This window comes from Burkholderia oklahomensis C6786, from assembly GCF_000959365.1.
Lineage (GTDB): Bacteria > Pseudomonadota > Gammaproteobacteria > Burkholderiales > Burkholderiaceae > Burkholderia > Burkholderia oklahomensis.
This window is the reverse complement of sequence record NZ_CP009555.1, coordinates 821,258-839,685: the sequence shown is the minus strand read 5'-3', so window position 1 is coordinate 839,685 and position 18,428 is coordinate 821,258. Positions and strand designations below refer to the sequence as shown.

Annotated in this window: 18 protein-coding genes; 7 read left to right on the top strand and 11 right to left on the bottom strand. The window is 67.8% G+C overall.

Features of this window, described 5'->3' with window-relative positions:
• Positions 1–372: 372 nt before the first annotated feature.
• The gene (locus tag BG90_RS03750) at positions 373–858 is read right to left on the bottom strand and encodes a YajQ family cyclic di-GMP-binding protein (protein WP_010102025.1); all 486 of its coding nucleotides are present in this window, start codon (positions 856–858) and stop codon (positions 373–375) included.
• A 136-nt stretch (positions 859–994) separates the two neighbouring features.
• Here BG90_RS03750 and murB point away from each other — a divergent pair, with 136 nt between their 5' ends.
• The gene (gene murB, locus BG90_RS03745) at positions 995–2,044 is read left to right on the top strand and encodes a UDP-N-acetylmuramate dehydrogenase (protein ID WP_010102027.1); all 1,050 of its coding nucleotides are present in this window, start codon (positions 995–997) and stop codon (positions 2,042–2,044) included.
• Between the two features lie 147 nt (positions 2,045–2,191).
• Here murB and argF read toward each other — a convergent pair whose 3' ends face one another.
• Complete coding sequence (argF, locus tag BG90_RS03740) at positions 2,192–3,121, bottom strand: ornithine carbamoyltransferase (RefSeq protein ID WP_010114258.1); 930 nt, start codon at positions 3,119–3,121, stop codon at positions 2,192–2,194.
• A gap of 414 nt (positions 3,122–3,535) precedes the next feature.
• Here argF and BG90_RS03735 point away from each other — a divergent pair, with 414 nt between their 5' ends.
• Positions 3,536–3,868, top strand: a complete 333-nt coding sequence (locus BG90_RS03735; protein WP_010102029.1) for a DUF3579 domain-containing protein — start codon at positions 3,536–3,538, stop codon at positions 3,866–3,868.
• 185 nt (positions 3,869–4,053) lie between these two features.
• On the opposite strand, the gene rpsT is transcribed toward BG90_RS03735, so the two are convergent.
• A complete protein-coding gene (gene rpsT / locus BG90_RS03730; protein ID WP_010102030.1) occupies positions 4,054–4,332 on the bottom strand; it encodes a 30S ribosomal protein S20 in 279 nt (92 codons plus the stop codon).
• Positions 4,333–4,500: 168 nt separating this feature from the next.
• Between rpsT and murJ the strand changes: the two genes are divergently transcribed.
• Positions 4,501–6,207: a murein biosynthesis integral membrane protein MurJ gene (murJ, locus tag BG90_RS03725; RefSeq protein ID WP_309545067.1), complete on the top strand. Its 1,707-nt coding sequence runs from the start codon at positions 4,501–4,503 to the stop codon at positions 6,205–6,207.
• Between the two features lie 8 nt (positions 6,208–6,215).
• Positions 6,216–7,058: a SirB1 family protein gene (locus BG90_RS03720; protein ID WP_010114259.1), complete on the top strand. Its 843-nt coding sequence runs from the start codon at positions 6,216–6,218 to the stop codon at positions 7,056–7,058.
• Positions 7,059–7,262: 204 nt separating this feature from the next.
• Here the strand turns inward: BG90_RS03720 and BG90_RS03715 are convergent, their stop codons facing one another.
• The 5 genes from BG90_RS03715 to lpxK all read right to left on the bottom strand — a co-directional run bounded on the left by BG90_RS03715 (position 7,263) and on the right by lpxK (position 11,251).
• Entirely contained in the window at positions 7,263–8,021 is a 759-nt protein-coding gene (locus BG90_RS03715) for a 3-hydroxyacyl-CoA dehydrogenase (protein WP_010114260.1), read from the bottom strand.
• A gap of 194 nt (positions 8,022–8,215) precedes the next feature.
• Positions 8,216–8,878 carry an adenylate kinase gene (adk, locus tag BG90_RS03710; RefSeq protein WP_010102034.1) on the bottom strand — a complete coding sequence of 221 codons (663 nt, stop codon included), beginning with the start codon at positions 8,876–8,878 and terminating at the stop codon, positions 8,216–8,218.
• Positions 8,879–9,089: 211 nt separating this feature from the next.
• Positions 9,090–9,881 (bottom strand): 3-deoxy-manno-octulosonate cytidylyltransferase, encoded by a 792-nt coding sequence (gene kdsB / locus BG90_RS03705; RefSeq protein ID WP_010102035.1) that lies wholly within the window; start codon positions 9,879–9,881, stop codon positions 9,090–9,092.
• 154 nt (positions 9,882–10,035) lie between these two features.
• Positions 10,036–10,242 (bottom strand): Trm112 family protein, encoded by a 207-nt coding sequence (locus tag BG90_RS03700; protein WP_006024783.1) that lies wholly within the window; start codon positions 10,240–10,242, stop codon positions 10,036–10,038.
• The gene (lpxK, locus tag BG90_RS03695) at positions 10,223–11,251 is read right to left on the bottom strand and encodes a tetraacyldisaccharide 4'-kinase (RefSeq protein WP_010114262.1); all 1,029 of its coding nucleotides are present in this window, start codon (positions 11,249–11,251) and stop codon (positions 10,223–10,225) included. Before lpxK ends, BG90_RS03700 begins: the two co-directional genes overlap by 20 nt.
• Positions 11,252–11,690: 439 nt before the next feature.
• On the opposite strand from lpxK, the gene xseA reads away from it, so the two are divergent.
• Positions 11,691–13,073: an exodeoxyribonuclease VII large subunit gene (gene xseA, locus BG90_RS03690; RefSeq protein ID WP_045568051.1), complete on the top strand. Its 1,383-nt coding sequence runs from the start codon at positions 11,691–11,693 to the stop codon at positions 13,071–13,073.
• Between the two features lie 202 nt (positions 13,074–13,275).
• Entirely contained in the window at positions 13,276–13,854 is a 579-nt protein-coding gene (gene sodB, locus BG90_RS03685; protein WP_010102043.1) for a superoxide dismutase [Fe], read from the top strand.
• A 253-nt stretch (positions 13,855–14,107) separates the two neighbouring features.
• On the opposite strand, the gene BG90_RS37160 is transcribed toward sodB, so the two are convergent.
• Positions 14,108–14,485, bottom strand: a complete 378-nt coding sequence (locus tag BG90_RS37160) for a hypothetical protein (RefSeq protein ID WP_232355055.1) — start codon at positions 14,483–14,485, stop codon at positions 14,108–14,110.
• Positions 14,486–14,495: 10 nt separating this feature from the next.
• Here BG90_RS37160 and BG90_RS03680 point away from each other — a divergent pair, with 10 nt between their 5' ends.
• Positions 14,496–15,545 carry a hypothetical protein gene (locus BG90_RS03680; RefSeq protein WP_232288866.1) on the top strand — a complete coding sequence of 350 codons (1,050 nt, stop codon included), beginning with the start codon at positions 14,496–14,498 and terminating at the stop codon, positions 15,543–15,545.
• A gap of 382 nt (positions 15,546–15,927) precedes the next feature.
• Here the strand turns inward: BG90_RS03680 and chrA are convergent, their stop codons facing one another.
• Positions 15,928–17,133 (bottom strand): chromate efflux transporter, encoded by a 1,206-nt coding sequence (chrA, locus tag BG90_RS03675; protein ID WP_010102049.1) that lies wholly within the window; start codon positions 17,131–17,133, stop codon positions 15,928–15,930.
• A gap of 357 nt (positions 17,134–17,490) precedes the next feature.
• Positions 17,491–18,366: a Crp/Fnr family transcriptional regulator gene (locus BG90_RS03670; RefSeq protein ID WP_010114267.1), complete on the bottom strand. Its 876-nt coding sequence runs from the start codon at positions 18,364–18,366 to the stop codon at positions 17,491–17,493.
• Between the last annotated feature and the right edge of the window lie 62 nt (positions 18,367–18,428).

The window sequence follows — 18,428 nt, the reverse complement described above, 5'->3', positions numbered from 1 at the left end:
CGGATGCAAGGCGCATCGCGCGTTCCGGAGTCCGTCGTGCTCGCGCATCAATCACGCAAGCGACACAAGCCGCTGCGGCGCGTGCAAGGAAGACGCGCTTGGCTTCGGCGATTCGCCGCTTGGCGAACGGTGAGTTCGCTCATTCGGCCGACCGTCATGCCGCGAACGACGCAGCCGCGCCAGGCGATACGCTGCGTGGCAAACGGCAAACGGCAAACGGCAAACGGCAAACGGCAAACGGCAAACGGCAAACGGCAAACGGCAAACGGCAAACGGCGAATCGACCTTCGACGGCTTGTCGCGCGCCGCGACCGGCGCGCCCCGACTCCAAGCCGCCCGCCACGATACGTCCTGCGAGCGGCCCGTGCGGCTTCAGTCGCGAAAGTTGTTGAAGTCGAGCGGCGTGTCGGTCACTTCCTTGCGCAGCAGCGCGATCACGCTTTGCAGGTCGTCGCGCTTCGCGCCGGACACGCGCACCGCGTCGCCCTGGATGCTCGCCTGCACCTTGATCTTGCTGTCCTTCACGATGCGCACGACCTTCTTCGCGAGGTCGCCCGACACGCCTTTCTTGATCGTCGCAACTTGCTTCACCTTGTCGCCGCCGATCTTCTCGATCTTGCCGTAGTCGAGGAAACGCACGTCGACGTTGCGCTTCGCCAACTTGCCGACGAGCACGTCCTTGACCTGGCCGAGCTTGAAGTCGTCGTCGGCGTAGAGCGTGAGCTCGCGCTCCTTCTGCTCGACGCGCGCGTCGGAGCCCTTGAAGTCGAAGCGGGTGGAAATTTCCTTGTTCGACTGCTCGACTGCATTTTTCACTTCAATCATGTTCGCTTCGGAAACGACGTCGAACGATGGCATGGCATTCTCCTGTAGAGCGTGCCGCGCGCGGCCTGCGCGCGGTCACTCGCTATAATTGCGGGCTGAACGCCATTTTACCGGCGCCCCTACATTTGCCCAAGGCCGCAGGCTTGACCGCGCGCCGGCGCAACCGCGAATGCCGATGTCCCGTCCCGATTCCTCCGTCCAATTGATTCCCGATTATCCGCTGCGTGCGCACAACACGTTCGGCTTCGACGTGCGCGCGCGCGTCGCTGCGCGGATCGTCGCGCCCGAGCAGTTCGCGTCGCTCGCGGGCGATCCGCGCGTCGCGGGGCTCGATACGCTCGTGCTCGGCGGCGGCAGCAATGTCGTGTTCACGGGCGACTTCGACGGCCTCGTGCTGCTCGACGAAATCCGCGGCCGCGCGCTCGTGCGCGAAGACGACGGTGCATGGTATGTCGAGGCGGGCGGCGGCGAGAACTGGCATGCGTTCGTCGAATGGACGCTTGCCGAAGGGATGCCGGGGCTCGAGAATCTCGCGCTGATTCCAGGCACGGTCGGCGCGGCGCCGATCCAGAACATCGGCGCGTACGGGATCGAGATGAAGGAACATTTCGCGTCGCTGCGCGCGGTCGAGCTCGCGACGGGCGAGATCGTCGAATTCGATGCGCAGCGCTGCGCATTCGGCTATCGCGACAGCTTCTTCAAGCGGGAAGGGCGCGGCCGATTCGCGATCGTGGCGGTGACGTTCCGCCTGCCGAAGGCGTGGACGCCGCGGCTCGGCTACGCGGACGTCGCGCGCGAGCTTGCCGCGCGCGGGATCGACGCGGGCCGAGCGAGTGCGCGCGATGTGTTCGACGCGGTCGTCGCGATCCGGCGTGCGAAGCTGCCCGATCCGCTCGAGCTCGGCAATGCGGGCAGCTTCTTCAAGAACCCGGTGATCGGCGCGCATGTGTTCGCCGCGCTGCGCGCGCGGGAGCCGGACGTCGTGTCGTATCCGCAGCCGGACGGCCGCGTGAAGCTCGCGGCCGGCTGGCTCATCGACCGCTGCGGGTGGAAGGGGCGCGCGCTCGGCGCGGCGGCCGTCCACGAGCGGCAGGCGCTTGTGCTCGTCAATCGGGGCGGCGCGACGGGCGCCGACGTGCTCGCGCTCGCGCGCGCAATCCAGCGCGACGTGCTGGAGCGGTTCGGCGTCGAGCTGGAGGCGGAGCCGGTGTGCCTGTAGGCGGCCTATAGACGGTGCGGGCGGTGCGCGGCCACGCGCGCATCGGCAATAAAAAACCTCGCTGGTTCGTCGCGAGGTTTTTTCGTTGCGCCGAAGGAGGGGGCGGCGGCGCTTGCCCCGCCGTCGCGGCGGCGGTACGAGCGCGCGTCAGTGATTCAGCCGCCCGAGCAGCAGAAACTCCATCAGCGCCTTCTGCACGTGCAGGCGGTTTTCCGCCTCGTCCCACACGACGCTCTGCGGCCCGTCGATCACGCCCGCCGTCACTTCCTCGCCGCGGTGCGCGGGCAGGCAGTGCATGAAGAGCGCGTCGGGATTCGCGTGCGACATCATCTCCTCGTCGACGCACCAGTCGGCGAACGCCTGCTTGCGCGCCTCGTTCTCCGCTTCGAAGCCCATGCTCGTCCAGACGTCGGTCGTGACGAGATCCGCGCCCTTGCAGGCTTCGTTCGGATCGTCGAACACCTGATAGAACGGCGCGCTTTCCGGATCGACGAGCTTCGCGTCGAGCGTATAGCCGGGCGGCGTCGACAGGCGCAGCTTGAAGTCGAGGATGCGCGCGGCCTGAATCCACGTGTACAGCATGTTGTTCGCATCGCCGACCCACGCGACCGTCTTGCCGCGGATCGGCCCGCGGTGTTCGTAATACGTGAAGATGTCGGCGAGCACCTGGCACGGGTGGTATTCGTTCGTCAGACCATTGATCACCGGCACGCGCGAATTCTCGGCGAAGCGCTGGATGATGCCCTGCTCGAACGTGCGGATCATGATGATGTCGACCATCCGCGAGATCACCTGCGCCGAATCCTCGACGGGCTCGCCGCGGCCGAGCTGCGTGTCGCGCGTGCTCATGAACACGGCATGGCCGCCCAGCTGGAAGATCCCGGCTTCGAACGACAGGCGCGTGCGCGTCGAACTCTTCTCGAAGATCATCGCGAGCGTGCGGTCGTGCAGCGGGTGATAGGTCTCGTAGTTCTTGAATTTGCGCTTCAGGATACCCGTGCGTTCGAGCACGTACTCGTAGTCTTCCAGCGAGAAATCCTTGAACTGCAGGTAGTGACGAATGGTTTTGGCGGTCATGAAACGAAACGCGGCGGACTCACCCGGCGGAGAACGCGCCGGACGGCGCCGCCGTCGGATGTGATAACTCGATGCAGCATAAAGGATTTTTTCCGCTTTGACGAGCCGCGCGCCGCCGCCGCCCGCCGTGCGGGACGGCGCGCGGCCGGTTCCCGGCATGTGTTCGATACGACGCGCAATGGCGCGCTGCGGTATAATTTCGAAGTTTTCTCAAGCCCGGCGGGCAAGGTTCATGCTTGGTCTGCCGGACACAATCGACCAAGGCGGCGGCTTGCCTGCGCACGATGCGCCGCAAGCCGGAACGCACGTTCAGGCGGGCTCGTCGCGAGCCGCCGCGAAACCGCTTCCATTGTGTTCGAAGTGTCCAGGCGAAGCTTCGCCGGTGCACTGCTGGGCCGTCACTTGGGTACCCTCATGGCTGAAACTCTCCCGACCGAATATTTCATTCAGGGCATCACGAAAGATGGGAAAAAGTTTCGGCCGAGCGATTGGTCCGAACGCCTGGCTGGCGTGATGTCGTGCTACGGCCCGGGGGCGAGCGGGCCCAATGCCCGCCTTCAGTATTCGCGCTACGTGCGGCCGACGCTGCTCGGCGACCTCAAATGCGTGATCGTCGATGCCCGGCTGCGCGACATCGAGCCGATGGCATTCGATTTCGTGATGAATTTCGCGAAGGACAACAACCTCGTCGTCACCGAGGCGTGCGAACTGCCTGATTACGACGGGGCGCAGAAAGTGACGCGATGACGGCGGTGGCGTCGGATCGGCCGGGCGGCAGTCCGATCAGGCCGATAATCGAAGCATCGGAAGGAAGCATCGAAAGATGACCGTCGAAATGACCGCAGAAGAATCAGCAAAAAAAGCCCGCACGAAGCGGGCTTTTTTGTCGATCGCAGAGGAAACAGGGCGCCCGCTTCGCGGGCGCGCCGGATTTACTGCGCGGCTTGCGCTTGCAGGCCCTTGACGGCTGCGGCGAGGCGGCTCTTGTGGCGAGCGGCCTTGTTCTTGTGAACGATCTTCTTGTCGGCGATCGTGTCGATCGTCTTCGTCGCGACCTTGAAGACTTCGGCGGCCTTGGCGTGATCGCCGGCGTCGATCGCCTTGCGAACGGCCTTGATCGCGGTGCGGAATTTCGAGCGCAGCGCCGAGTTGTGCGAGTTTGCCTTCGCTGCCTGGCGGGCGCGCTTGCGTGCTTGTGCGGAGTTAGCCATGACGGTTCCTTATCCTGTCCTGTTTCCAGAGCTTGGAGCCTGACGGCCAAGCGCTGCTTTTCGATTCGACTCCCGGGAGCGATTGCCGGGGAGCGCAAAAAAACGTCGGTTTTAACCGAGGCCGGCCGACACGCTTGACCGCGAAACGACGCTTGTGCGACGCACGCAATGCGTATGACAGGCTCAGAAACCGGGAATTATAACAACAAAATCAAGCGGGTGACAAGCGCGGGCGCATCTGGCCGGATCGCCCGCGCCGGCATGCCCGCCTTTTCCTCAGGCGTACCGGTCGCCGACGCCCGAGGTCCGTATAATAAGCGCCCCATGAATCTATTCCGAGCCCTGCTGACGGTCAGCGGCTTCACGCTGCTGTCGCGCGTGACCGGTCTGGCCCGTGAGACGCTGATCGCCCGTGCGTTCGGCGCCAGTCAATTCACCGACGCGTTCTACGTTGCGTTCCGCATTCCGAACCTGCTGCGCCGGCTGTCCGCCGAAGGCGCGTTCTCGCAGGCGTTCGTGCCGATTCTCGCCGAGTTCAAGAATCAAAAAGGGCACGATGCGACGAAGGCGCTCGTCGACGCGATGTCGACCGTGCTCGCGTGGGCGCTCGCGCTCCTGTCGCTCGTCGGGATCGCCGGCGCGTCGTGGGTCGTGTTCGCGGTCGCGTCGGGGCTGCGCACGGACGGGCAGGCATTCCCGCTCGCCGTCACGATGACGCAGATCATGTTCCCGTACATCGTGTTCATCTCGCTGACGACGCTCGCGTCGGGCGTGCTCAACACGTACAAGAGCTTCTCACTGCCCGCGTTCGCGCCCGTGCTGCTGAACGTCGCGTTCATCGTCGCGGCCGTGTTCGTCGCGCCGCATCTGAAGGTGCCCGTCTACGCGCTCGCATGGGCGGTGATCGCGGGCGGCATCCTGCAGTTCGCGGTGCAACTGCCCGGCCTGAAGAAGATCGACATGGTGCCCGTGATCGGCGTCAACCCGCTGCGCGCGCTCGCGCATCCGGGCGTCAAGCGCGTGCTCGCAAAGATGGTGCCCGCGACGTTCGCGGTGTCGGTCGCGCAACTGTCGCTCATCATCAACACGAACATCGCGTCGCGGCTCGGGCAGGGCGCCGTGTCGTGGATCAACTACGCGGACCGGCTGATGGAGTTCCCGACCGCGCTCCTCGGCGTCGCGCTCGGCACGATCCTGCTGCCGAGCCTGTCGAAGGCGCACGTCGATGCCGATTCGACCGAGTATTCGGCGCTCCTCGACTGGGGGCTGCGGGTCACTTTCCTGTTGGCCGCGCCGAGCGCGCTCGCGCTCTTCTTCTTCGCCGAGCCGTTGACGGCGACGCTCTTCAACTACGGCAAATTCGACGCGCACACGGTCACGATGGTCGCGCGCGCGCTCGCCGCGTACGGGATCGGCCTCGTCGGCATCATCCTCATCAAGATCCTCGCGCCCGGCTTCTACGCGAAGCAGGACATCAAGACGCCGGTGAAGATCGCGATCGGCGTGCTCGTCGTCACGCAGCTGTCGAACTATGTGTTCGTGCCGATCATCGGCACGGCGGGCTTGACGCTCAGCATCGGCGTCGGCGCGTGCCTGAATTCTTTCTTGCTGTTCGTCGGGCTGCGCCGCCGCGGCATCTATCAGCCGTCGCCCGGCTGGCTGCGCTTCTTCGTGCAGCTCACGGGCGCGTCGCTCGTGCTCGCGGGCGTGATGCACTGGCTCGCGCTCAACTTCGACTGGACCGCGATGCGCGCGGTGCCGTTCGAGCGGATCGCGCTGATGGGCGCCTGCCTCGTTCTGTTCGCTGCACTATATTTTGGTATGTTGTGGCTGATGGGCTTCAAATACGCGTACTTCAGACGACGCGCCAAGTAACGGATTCCATGACTCGCGTTCTCGACTATTTCAGTTCGCTCGTCGCCGAAGACGACGGCCTGCCGCTCACCGAGGCGGCGCTGTCGCTCGCGCAGGACGTCTATCCCGACGTGGACCTGCAAGGCGTGCTGGCCGAGCTCGACGCGCTCGCGGCGCGGCTCGTCAAGCGCCTGCCGGACGGCGCCGGCGCGAGCGGCAAGCTCGCGCTGCTGAACGACTTCTTCTTCCGCGAACTCGGTTTCGCGTGCAACCACAACGATTACTACGACCCGGACAACAGCTACCTGAACATGGTGCTGAAGCGCCGCCGCGGGATTCCGATCTCGCTCGCGGTGCTGTATCTGGAGCTCGCCGAGCAGGTCGGCGTGCCGGCGCGCGGCGTGTCGTTCCCCGGGCACTTCCTGCTGCGCATCGCGCTGCCCGACGGCGACGCGATCCTCGATCCGACGACGGGGCGCTCGTTGTCGGAATCGGAGCTCGTCGAGATGCTCGAGCCGTACGTCACCCGCACCGACGGCGGCACGACGAGCGTGCTGCGCGCGCTGCTGCAGCCGGCGACGGATCGCGAGGTCGTCGCGCGGATGCTGAACAACCTGAAGGCCGTCTATCTGCAGACGGAACGCTGGCAGCGGCTGCTCGGCGTGCAGGAGCGGCTCGTGATCCTGCTGCCGGGACAGCTCGACGAACTGCGCGACCGCGGCTTCGCGTATGCGCGGCTCGATTACCTGCGGCCGGCGCTCGAGGATCTGGAGACGTATCTCGGCGAGCGGCCCGACGCGGCCGATGCGACGATCGTCGAGGCGCAGGTCGGCGAATTGCGGCAGCGGATGCGGCGCGACGAAGACGATTGATCGACGGGCAGCGGCACGGGGCGACATCTGATGCGCAAACGCCGGTGCTCGATCGAGCGAGCGTGCGCGACGCGCTTCGAACGTCCGCTCGGATCTGACCATACGATGTAACGACGCCCGCGGATGCCATGCATCTCGCGGGCGTTTCTTCGTTCGGCGACGCGGCGACGCGCACGCAGCGCCGCCCTCGCACGCGGCCGCTTCCTACTTCGGCTGCATCCGGATCGCGCCGTCGAGGCGGATCACTTCGCCGTTGAGCATCGGGTTCTCGAAGATCTGCTTGACGAGCATCGCGTATTCCGCCGGCTTGCCGAGGCGCGGCGGAAACGGCACCATCGCGCCGAGCGCGTCCTGCACTTCCTTCGGCATTCCGAGCAGCATCGGCGTTTCGAAGAGGCCGGGCGCGATCGTCATCACGCGGATCGCGTTGCGCGACAGGTCGCGCGCAATCGGCAGCGTCATGCCCGCGACGCCCGCCTTCGACGCCGCGTACGCAGCCTGGCCGATCTGGCCGTCGAACGCGGCAACCGATGCGGTGCTGACGATCACGCCGCGCTCGCCCGTTTGCGTCGGCTCGTTCGCGGCCATCGCGGCGGCGGCGACGCGGATCATGTTGAACGTGCCGATCAGGTTCACCGTGATCGTCTTCGCGAACAGGTCGAGCGGGTGCGGGCCGTCCTTGCCGACGGTCTTCGACGCGGGCGCGATGCCCGCGCAGTTGACGAGCCCGCGCAGCGTGCCGAGCTTCGTCGCGGCCGTGACGGCCGCCTGCGCGTCGTCCTCGCGCGCGACATCGCACTTGACGAACGCGCCGCCCAGCTCGCGCGCGAGCGCTTCGCCCGCGTCCTGATTGAGGTCGGCGAGCACGACCTTGCCGCCCGCTTCGGTCAAGAGGCGCGCGGTGCCCGCGCCGAGCCCCGATGCGCCGCCCGTGATCAGGAAGACGTTGTCGCGAATCTCCATGTTTGCTCCTTCTCCTGGATTGGAATGAATGTCGTTCGAATGTCGTGAAGCGCCACGCGCTTGGCGACGATTGTACGAGCGGCCGCCAAAGCGCGGCGCGAAGCGAACGACCGGACGAAAAAAAACCGCCCGGGGAGGGCGGTTTGCTTGCCGTCATGGACGGGCGGCGTGCGCCGCGCTTCGTCCTGGCGTCGTCACTTCAGCGCATCGAATACGCGCGTGCGGATTTCGTCGACGCTGCCGAGGCCGGAGATCTTCCGGTACGCGGGCGCCTTCAGGCCGTTCTCCTCGCCGCGCTGCGCCCAGTCGCCGTAGTACGTGATGAGCGGCTTCGTCTGCGCTTCGTACACTTCGAGACGCTTCTTCACCGTCTCTTCCTTGTCGTCGTCGCGCTGGATCAGCGGTTCGCCCGTCACGTCGTCCTTGCCTTCGACCTTCGGCGGATTGAACTTCACGTGGTACGTGCGGCCCGACGCCGGGTGCGTGCGGCGGCCGCTCATCCGTTCGATGATCTCCGAGAACGGCACGTCGATCTCGAGCACGTAGTCGATCGCGACGCCCGCGTCCTTCATCGCGTCAGCCTGCGCGATCGTGCGCGGGAAGCCGTCGAACAGATAGCCGTTCGCGCAGTCCGCTTCCTTCAGGCGCTCCTTCACGAGGCCGATGATCAGCGAATCCGGCACGAGCTTGCCTTCGTCCATGTAGGTCTTCGCCTCGACGCCGAGCGGCGTGCCGGCCTTCACGGCGGCGCGCAGCATGTCGCCCGTCGAGATTTGCGGGATGCCGAACTTTTCCTTGATGAAGTTTGCCTGGGTGCCCTTTCCCGCGCCGGGCGCGCCCAACAGGATCAAACGCATGGTGATATCTCCGGTATGTGAATGCTTTGGCGCGAGACGCTATCGCATCGGCTGCGCGGCTCGGCGGTTCTGCCGCAAGCGCGGTCGGCCGGTCTGACTGCGGCGCGTCGGAAGCGACGCGCGGCGGCCGGCGAATGACGGCGGGCTTGGGGCGAATCTCGGTGAGCGGCGCGGGCGGATCGCTCGCACAATCGCCCGATTATGCCATGGGTTATTTGGCGCGAGACTGAAAAAGGGCCTGCACCCGTTCGAGATCGGCCGGCGTGTCGATGCCGGCTTCGGGCGCGTGCTCGGTGACGAGCACGGCAATGCGCTCGCCGTGCCACATCGCGCGCAGTTGCTCGAGCTGCTCGGCCGCCTCGATCGGCGCTTGCGCGAGCGTTGGATACGTGCGCAGGAAGCGTGCGCGATACGCGTAAAGGCCGATGTGCCGATAGACCGGGCACGTCGGCGCGGGCATCGCGGCCACGTTCGGCCAGTGCGGCAGGTACGCGTCGCGCGACCACGGAATCGGCGCGCGCGAGAAGTACAGCGCGACGCCGTTCGCATCGAGCACGACCTTCACGTAGTTCGGGTTGAACACGTCCTGCGCGTCGTGCAGCGGGTGCGCGGCCGTCGCGATCGCGCACGACGGATGCGCGGCGAGGTGCGACGCTACGTCGCGGACCAGTTGCGGATCGATCAGCGGCTCGTCGCCCTGCACGTTGACGACGATCGTGTCGTCGCCGAAGCCGAGCTTCGCGGCGACTTCCGCGAGACGGTCGGTGCCGGACGGGTGGTCGGCGCGCGTCAGCACCGCGTCGAAGCCGTGCTCGCGCACCGCGTCGAGCACGCTTTGCGCGTCGGACGCGACGAGCACCTGCTGCGCGCCGGCTTCGCGCGCGCGTTCGGCGACGCGCACGACCATCGGCTTGCCGCCGAGATCGGCGAGCGGCTTGTTCGGCAGGCGGGTCGAGGCGAGACGGGCGGGAACGACGGCGACGAAAGGGAGCGGGGAGGTCATCGGACGTGCGCGAAGCGGATAGGGTTCGGAACATGCACCCGCCTGGCGAGGCGGGCGGCGGCGTTGGGCCGGGCGGTCGGCGGTTCGGCGCCGGCGCTCGGGCGGAACGACGAAGGCGCGCGCGATGCGAAACGATCGGCGCGCGGCGCTTTCGTCAGCGGCCTTGAGCGGGGCCGGCCGGATCGACCGGCGTGCCTTCGACCGTCTGGCGCGCTTCGTCGACGAGCATCACCGGGATGCCGTCGCGGATCGGGTACGCGAGCTTGTCGGCGTTGCAGACGAGCTCCTGCGCGCCGCGGTCGTAGTGGAGCGGGCCCTTGCAAATCGGGCATACAAGGATTTCAAGCAGGCGTGCGTCCACGGAGTTTCTCCACAACGAGAGCGATAAGGCGAGGGTCGAGCGCGGCTTCGACCGGGACGACCCAGATTCGAGCGTCGCGCCACGAAGTCCCCAATTTTACTGCATCCTTCTCGGTGATCAGGATCGCATCGAAATGATCGTCGACGAACGGATTGTCGGCGAACGCGTAATGGTCGGGCAGCGCGCGCGTCGCGGGCGCGACGCCCGCCGCGCGCAGCGTCGCGAAGAAGCGCTCGGGCGCGCCGATGCCCGCCGCGGCGAGCACGCGCTCGCCCGCGAACTGCGCGAGCGGTTTGCGGCGCGATGGCCGATCGAGATGCCACGCGTCGCCGGGCGCGAGCGTGAGCGCGAACGTGTCGGGCCACGGCGGCAGTGCGCGGCTGTACGGATCGTTGACGAGCGTCGCGTCGCGGCGGCGCGAAAGCGGCTCGCGCAGCGGCCCGGCGGGCAGCAGGAAGCCGTTGCCGCCCAGGCGATGATCGAACACGACGATCTCGACCGTGCGCGCGAGCCGGTAGTGCTGCAGGCCGTCGTCGCTGACGACGACGTCGACGTCCGGATGCGCGGCCGTGAGCGCGCGCACGGCCGCGACGCGGTCCGGGCACACCCACACGGGCGCGAGCGTGCGGCGCGCGATCAGGAGCGGCTCGTCGCCCGCCTGCTTCGGCGACGACGCGGGCGTGACCGCGGCGGGCGCGACGATCTTCGCGCCGTAGCCGCGCGACACGACGCCCGGCGTGAAGCCCGCGGCGCGCAATGCGTCGACGAGCGCGATCACGGTCGGCGTCTTGCCGGTGCCGCCGACCGTCACGTTGCCGACGACGACGACGGGCACGCCGCAATCGATCCGCTCCTTCCAGCCGCGCGCATAGGCGGCGCGGCGCAGCGCGGCGATCGCGCCGAACACGCACGCGAGCGGCGTGAGCGCCCATGCGAGCGCGCCGCGGCGCTGCCACTCGCGGGTCAGGCGCGCTTCTGCGCGCGCGAGGAGTCCCGGCTGCGCGTTCATGGCGCGCCGCGCAGCGCGGCTGAGGACGGATTCGTCAACACGTTTCTCCGGAAGGCGGCCGGCGGCCGCGCGGTCTTCGAAAGGCGGCACTCTAGCGCGCCCGCCGCGCGGCCGGCAAGTCGCACGGATGCGGCAAGCGTCGCGCGCCGCGATGTCGCGGATTTGAACAGCCTGTGGATAACTCTGTGAAAAACTCCGCGTCGATGCGTCCGGCAGGGCCGTGCGGCGGGCTTCCGGTCGGCGAGATGCGTGTCGAATTCTCAAAAAAAATGATTGAAATCAGTGGGTTGTTCGAAATCATCAGGGGTTTCGAGGAGATTGTTACAGCCCCGTCCCCGTTTCCCGCATGGTGTGGACACTTGCGAGGCCCTGCACGATCGGCTTGCCGCGCGCGCCGAGGCGGTCTATCGTTGGGCCGCCTGAAATTTTCCGAGCGTCCATGCATTCCGAAACCACCTTCGCCGGCCCCGGGGGCGCGCCCGCGGGCGACGGCGTGATTCCCGTGTCCGCGCTCAACCGCGCGATCGGCACGATGCTCGAGCGCACCTTCCCGCTGCTGTGGGTCGCGGGCGAAGTGTCGAACTTCACGCGCGCGGCGAGCGGCCATTGGTACTTCTCGATCAAGGATCAGCAGGCGCAGATGCGCTGCGTGATGTTTCGCGGCCGCGCGCAGCACGCGGAGTTCACGCCGCGCGAAGGCGACAAGATCGAAGTGCGCGCGCTCGTCACGATGTACGAGCCGCGCGGCGAAGTGCAGCTGAACGTCGAGGCGGTCCGGCGCACGGGTCAAGGGCGGCTCTACGAAGCGTTCCTGCGGCTGAAGGCGCAGCTCGAGGCCGAAGGGCTCTTCGCGCCCGAGCGCAAGCGGCCGCTGCCGACGCATCCGCGCGCGATCGGCATCGTCACGTCGCTGCAGGCGGCCGCGCTGCGCGACGTGCTGACGACGCTGTCGCGCCGCGCGCCGCACGTGCCGGTGATCGTCTACCCGGCGCCCGTGCAGGGCGCGGGCGCGGCGGAGAAGCTTGCTGCGATGGTCGAGGCCGCGAACGCGCGGCGCGAGGTCGACGTGCTGATCGTCTGCCGCGGCGGCGGCTCGATCGAAGACTTGTGGTCGTTCAACGACGAGGGGCTCGCGCGCGCGATCGCGGCGAGCGAGGTGCCCGTCGTCTGCGGCGTCGGCCATGAGACCGATTTCACGATCGCCGATTTCGCGGCTGACGTGCGCGCGCCGACGCCGACCGGCGCGGCCGAGCTCGTGAGCCCGCAGCGCGCGCTGTTGTTGCGCGAGCTGAACGACCGGCGGAACGCGCTCGCGCGCGGCCTGCGGCGCGGCCTCGATTTGCGCGCGCAGCAGCTCGACTGGCTCGCGCGCCGATTGATCAGTCCGGCCGAGCGTCTGCAGCGCCAATCCACGCACGTGGGCCAGCTCGCCGCGCGGCTCGCGGCGGCGGGCGCGCGGCCCGTGCGTGACGCGCGTGCGCGCTTCGCGCTCGTGCAGCTGCGCTGGCAGCGCGCGCGGCCCGACCTCACGCAGGCCCGCCAAATGCTCGCGACGCTCGCGCAAAGACTCGACACCGCGCTGCAGCGGCGCCACGAGCGCGACGCCGCACGCGTTACCGCGTGCGCGGCGCGGCTCGAGGTGCTGAGTCCGCGACGCACGCTCGAGCGCGGCTATGCGGCGCTCATCGATGCGCAGACGGGCCGCGCGGTGCGCGCGCCCGCGGCGCTCAAGCCGCAGCGCCGGCTGACCGTGCATCTCGCGGAGGGCTCGGCGGACGTATCGCTTGCCGACGTGCAACCGCGTCTTTCGGATACATTCTGACTGTGCGCCGCGTGTGCGGCACGCGGATGACGCGCGCTTTTCCGGGCGTCGATCGGCGGGCCGCGCACGCCGCATCAACGTCGATTCTTCGGATACGACGGATAAAGGCCCGCGAGTTTGCGGGGTTATTCGGAGTCGCCTACAATCGGGCGTTCCGCGGCATCCAACATTGCCCCCTACATACACTTCGAAGGAACCGATCATGGCTCATACGCTCCCGCCGTTGCCGTACGCTGAAGACGCGCTCGCTCCGCACATCTCGCAGGAGACGATCCAGTATCACTACGGCAAGCATCATCAGACCTATGTGACGAACCTGAACAATCTGATCCCCGGCACCGAGTTCGAGAACCTGCCGCTGGAAGAGATCGTGAAGAAGTCGTCGGGCGGCATCTTCAACAACGCCGCGCAAATCTGGAATCACACGTTCTTCTGGAACAGCCTGTCGCCGCAGGGCGGCGGCGCGCCGACGGGCGCGCTCGGCGACGCGATCAACGCGAAGTGGGGCTCGTTCGACGCGTTCAAGGAAGCGTTCACGAAGGCAGCGGTCGGCACCTTCGGCTCGGGCTGGGCGTGGCTCGTGAAGAAGGCGGACGGCTCGCTCGACATCGTGTCGACGAGCAACGCGGCAACGCCGCTCACGACGGCCGACAAGCCGCTCCTCACGATCGACGTGTGGGAGCACGCTTACTACATCGATTACCGCAACGCGCGTCCGAAGTTCGTCGAAGCGTTCTGGAACATCGTGAACTGGGACTTCGCCGCGAAGAACTTCGCGTAAGCGGCCTCCGTCATCTGACAATTTCAGTTCGGAAAAAATCGAGCGATACGCAGTGACAAGATTTCGAATCAGTCTCGAAGAAAAAGCCCTCCATCGGAGGGCTTTTTTTTCGCCTTTAACGGGGGCTCACCCTACTTGCATCACGTTGTCATTTCATCGGCAGATTGGCCGGTGGTCGTGAATTTCGGCGCCGACGAGCGGGGCGCCCCCGCTCGCCAGGGGTCGAATCGCAGCGGCCGGCCGATGCTTCCATTCACCGCGCGCTTCGAGTGAGCGATTGCGGTTCCATTTTTTTTTCGGGGCGTGGCGCAGTACCCGCCACGCCCGATTTCGCCGGACGACGGTGTTCGCACCGCTGTCCGGCACGTAGTGTGCCGTCGCGTCCGGGGGGGCGCGGTACTTTTCTTTCTCTTAGAAAAGGCTGATACATAACCATGGCACTTCCAAGAAGCACTCGGACCTTGATCAGTGCAGCGCTTTGCGCATCCGTCACCCTGATGACCGCCGGTTGCGGCGGCTCGGACGGCTCGGGCGGCGCGCCCGGCGCGAGCACCCTCAAAGGCCGGAACGGTTCGAACACATCGACCAGTTCCGGCACGTCGAGCACCACCACCACCAGCAGCACCAGCACGCAGAGCACGATGGCGCTGCATATCGCGGACTTCATCCTCGCGCAGCAGGACATCAACGGCGCGATTCCCGACGAGGCCGACACCGGCACCGCCAACACGGATTCCGACATGGAGTACGCGTTGATCGGTCTCGCCGCCGCCTACGGCGCCACGCACGACGCCAAATACCTGACCGGCCTCGAGAAAGGCATCGCGTGGCTCGCCGCCCGCGAGGAGATGACCGACCCGAACTGGATAGGCAGCTGGCGTTACGCGTATTCGATGACACCGCCGTACGATCCGATCGCGACATCGCCGGGCGACGGCATCGCCGACGTGCGCGGCGTCGATGCGACGTCCGCGCTGTTCGTCTACCTGCTCTATCTCGACCGTCAACTGACGGGCAGCACGGCGCTGGTGACCCAGTACGGCGCCAACGCGCGCGCGGCACTCGACTTCGTCCTGGCGAAGAACATCAACCCGAGCGGCTATTCGGGCAGCTCGTGGCAACTGCCCGTCGGCAGCACCACGTGGCAGTTCTGGCCATACGAGTACGCGGCGGATCAGGGCGACGTCTATCTCGGCATGAACGCGGGCGCGCTGCTGTTCCCGGACAATCCGAACTACGCGGCGAAGGCGTCCTTCCTGAAGGCCAACGTGCCGTCGCAGTTCTACATGGCGGACGCGCAGCGTTACTCGGTCGGCCGCGACACGGGCGCGCCGCTGGATTCGGATCTCGGCATCGACACGATTTTCCCGCAGGGCTACCTGCCGTGGGTGTTCGGCGCCAATTCGCAGAGCATCGGCTCGATCCAGTGGATGATCAATCAGACGGCTGCCGATGGCAGCATTCGCTCGCCGTCGACCGATCCCGCCTACGCGCTGTCCAACGTGATCCTGCTGCTCGGGGCGCCGACGCAGGGCATGCAGGCGCCGTCGACGACGCTGCCGTGGATCGTGAACAACGTGCTCGATCCGCAGACGTACGGCATCCACGATTATCCCGGCTCGCCCGACCAGGAGACGAACGTCTCCGGTTTCGCGGTCGCGGCGCTGCTCGGGATGAAGGCGTTCCCCTGAGCGGGACGTGAATCCGGCTGGTAGCGTCGAGCGCCGGCCGGATTCCGCTTCCGCCGCCGGATGCGCCCGCGAGGGGCGTCCGGCGCGCCCGCGCAGCCGGCGACGGCCGCGCGGGCGGCTCGGGGCGGCCGGAGGCGGATGCGCCGCGTTGCGCGTTGCTCGAAATCGGCGAGCGTGGCGGCGACAAGCATCGACGCATCCGATGATTCGGGGCGCGGTCCGCGTCCAATTCCCAAATTTTGTTCGGCCGGCCGCTCGGTCGGGCGGACGCTCGACGTCGAAATCGAGCGTGCCGCCGCTGCCGCGACGGTAATCGCGCCGGGCGTTCGATAGCCGGCGGCGATCCGGTCGCCGCGATGGGCCGACGGCCGGTGAAGCCCGGTCACGCCGAAACGACACCCCACCCCGCGACGCACGCGCCGACGACCACGATCCACGGCGGCACGCGCCAGAACGTCAAGGCGACGAAGCAGACGAGCGCGAGCACGAAATCGGCGGGCGCGTGGATCGCGCTCGTCCATACCGGCTGATAGAGCGCGGCGAGCAGCAAGCCGACCACGGCCGCATTGACGCCCGCGAGCGCGGCCTGCATCCGCGCGTTCTTCCGCCAGCGCTCCCAGAACGGGATCGCGCCCGTCACGAGCAGGAACGACGGCGCGAAGATCGCGACGAGCGCGAGCGCGCCGCCGAGCCAGCCCGACGGCGCATTCTTCATCGATGCGCCGAGAAACGCGGCGAACGTGAAGAGCGGGCCGGGCACCGCCTGCGCGGCGCCGTAGCCCGCGAGAAACGCCTGATCGCCGACCCAGCCGGGCGCGACGACGGACGCCTGCAGCAGCGGCAGCACGACGTGCCCGCCGCCGAACACGAGCGCGCCTGCGCGATAGAACGCATCGACGATCGCGAGCGCATGGCTGCCCGACGCGCGCGCGGCGAACGGCAGACCGATCAGCAGCGCGCCGAACAGCACGAGAAAGACCGCGCCGGCGCGGCGGCCGACGGAGATCGGCAACGGATCGTGCGCGCCGTCGCGCGCCGGATCGACGTGCAGGAGCCCGATGCAGCCCGCGCCCGCGATGACGGCGAGCTGCGTCCACGTCGATGGCGCGACGAGCGCGATGCCCGCGGCGATCGTCATGATCGTCACGCGCCGCGCGTCGGGACACAGGTTGCGCGCCATGCCCCAGACGGCTTGCGCGACGACGGCCGCCGACACGATCTTCAGTCCGTGCAGCGCGCCCGGCGCGAGCGTGTGGCCGGCCGCGCCGGCGATGCCGTATGCGAACAGGATCATCGCTAGCGCGGACGGCAGCGTGAAGCCCGCCCATGCGGCGAGCGCGCCCGCATAGCCCGCGCGCGACAGGCCGATCGCGATTCCGACCTGACTGCTCGCCGGACCGGGCAGGAATTGGCAGAGGCCGACGAGGTCGGCGTAGCTGCGCTCGCTGAGCCAGCGCCGGCGGACGACGAATTCGTCGCGGAAGTACCCGAGGTGTGCGATCGGGCCGCCGAACGACGTGAGGCCGAGTCGCAGGAACACGACGAAGATCGGCCAGGCTCGGCCGTGGGCGGTGCGGGATTCGGGCATACGGTGGGGCGGCTGTGCGCGTGCGGACGAAGGGCGATGCGCGATGATAGCGGACGCGCGTGAGCGTCGCCGGAGCGGTTCGGCGCGAAAGGCGTGCTCGACGCGGGACGCGTGCGACGGACGCGAATACCCTCGTGGCAAGCGTGACGGACGGCGCGGGCGGCTCGACGAAAGCGGGCGATCGATGCGCGCGCAACGAACGGAACGGCACGGCGCGCGTGCCGCGTACTTCGCTTCGGCGGCCTGCGCGGCAATAGTCGTCGTTTGCGCGGCCGCGCGCGCAAACGACGGCGCGTGTTGCATCGCGAAGGGAGTCAGCGACGGCGCGCGTTCGCGCCGCTGTCGCCGCCTGCGTGACTACGGACGGCGGCGGGACGCGCGCGATGCGTCCGCGCCGCCTGCGTCGCCCGTGGCGTCCGCATCGCCGGATGCCCGCGCATCGCATTTTCCTCGGCCGCCGCCATGCGCGACATCGTCGGCGCCGTGCGCATCGCCCGAACCGCGCGCGCCGCTTTCCGCACGATCCGCCGCACGACCATCCGCCGCGCCGCTCGCCGTCCGCAGCGCATTCAGATCGACGATCTCGATTTCGCCGACGTGCAGTTTCACGACGCCGCGCGCCGCGAGATCCTTCAGCAACTGGTTCGCGGTCTGCCGCGACAGCGACAGCATCGCGCCGAGCCGCTCCTGCGACAGCTTGATCCGCCGGTGCCGCGCGCTGATCCCGCCGTAGCCGTCCGCGATCATGAGAAGCCGTGACGCGAGCCGCTGCGGGGCGGGCATCAGGGTCAGCGCCTCGACGTTCATGAACGACATCCGCAGCTTTTGCGCCATCAGGAGCGCAAAATGTCGCCAGTAGCGCGGCGTTTCGTCGAGCAATTGCTGCAGTGCGGCTTGCGGGACGTGCATCAGCAGCGCGTCCTCGAGCGCGATCGCGTCGTGCGTGCGCGGCAGTTCGTCGAAGAGCGCGATCTCGCCGAACCACGTCGTCGGCTCGGCGACCGTGAGGAGCGCCTCCTTGCCGCTCGCGTCGACGGCGCCCACCGACAGCGCGCCGCTCAGCACCGCGTAGAGCCCGCATGGCGCGTCGCCGCGGCGGAACAGGACCTGGCCCGCCGCGAGGCGGCGCGGCGCCGCCGCCGCGACGAGCGCATCGCGCAGCTCGGCGGGCAGCGCGCCGAACCACGGATGCGCATCGAGCTGGGATCGGTAGGGTTCGAAAAGCGGATGCATCGGCGGTTGCGGTGTCGGGTAGCTGACAGAGAAATCGTCGCGTGACGGGCATGATAGCGCTC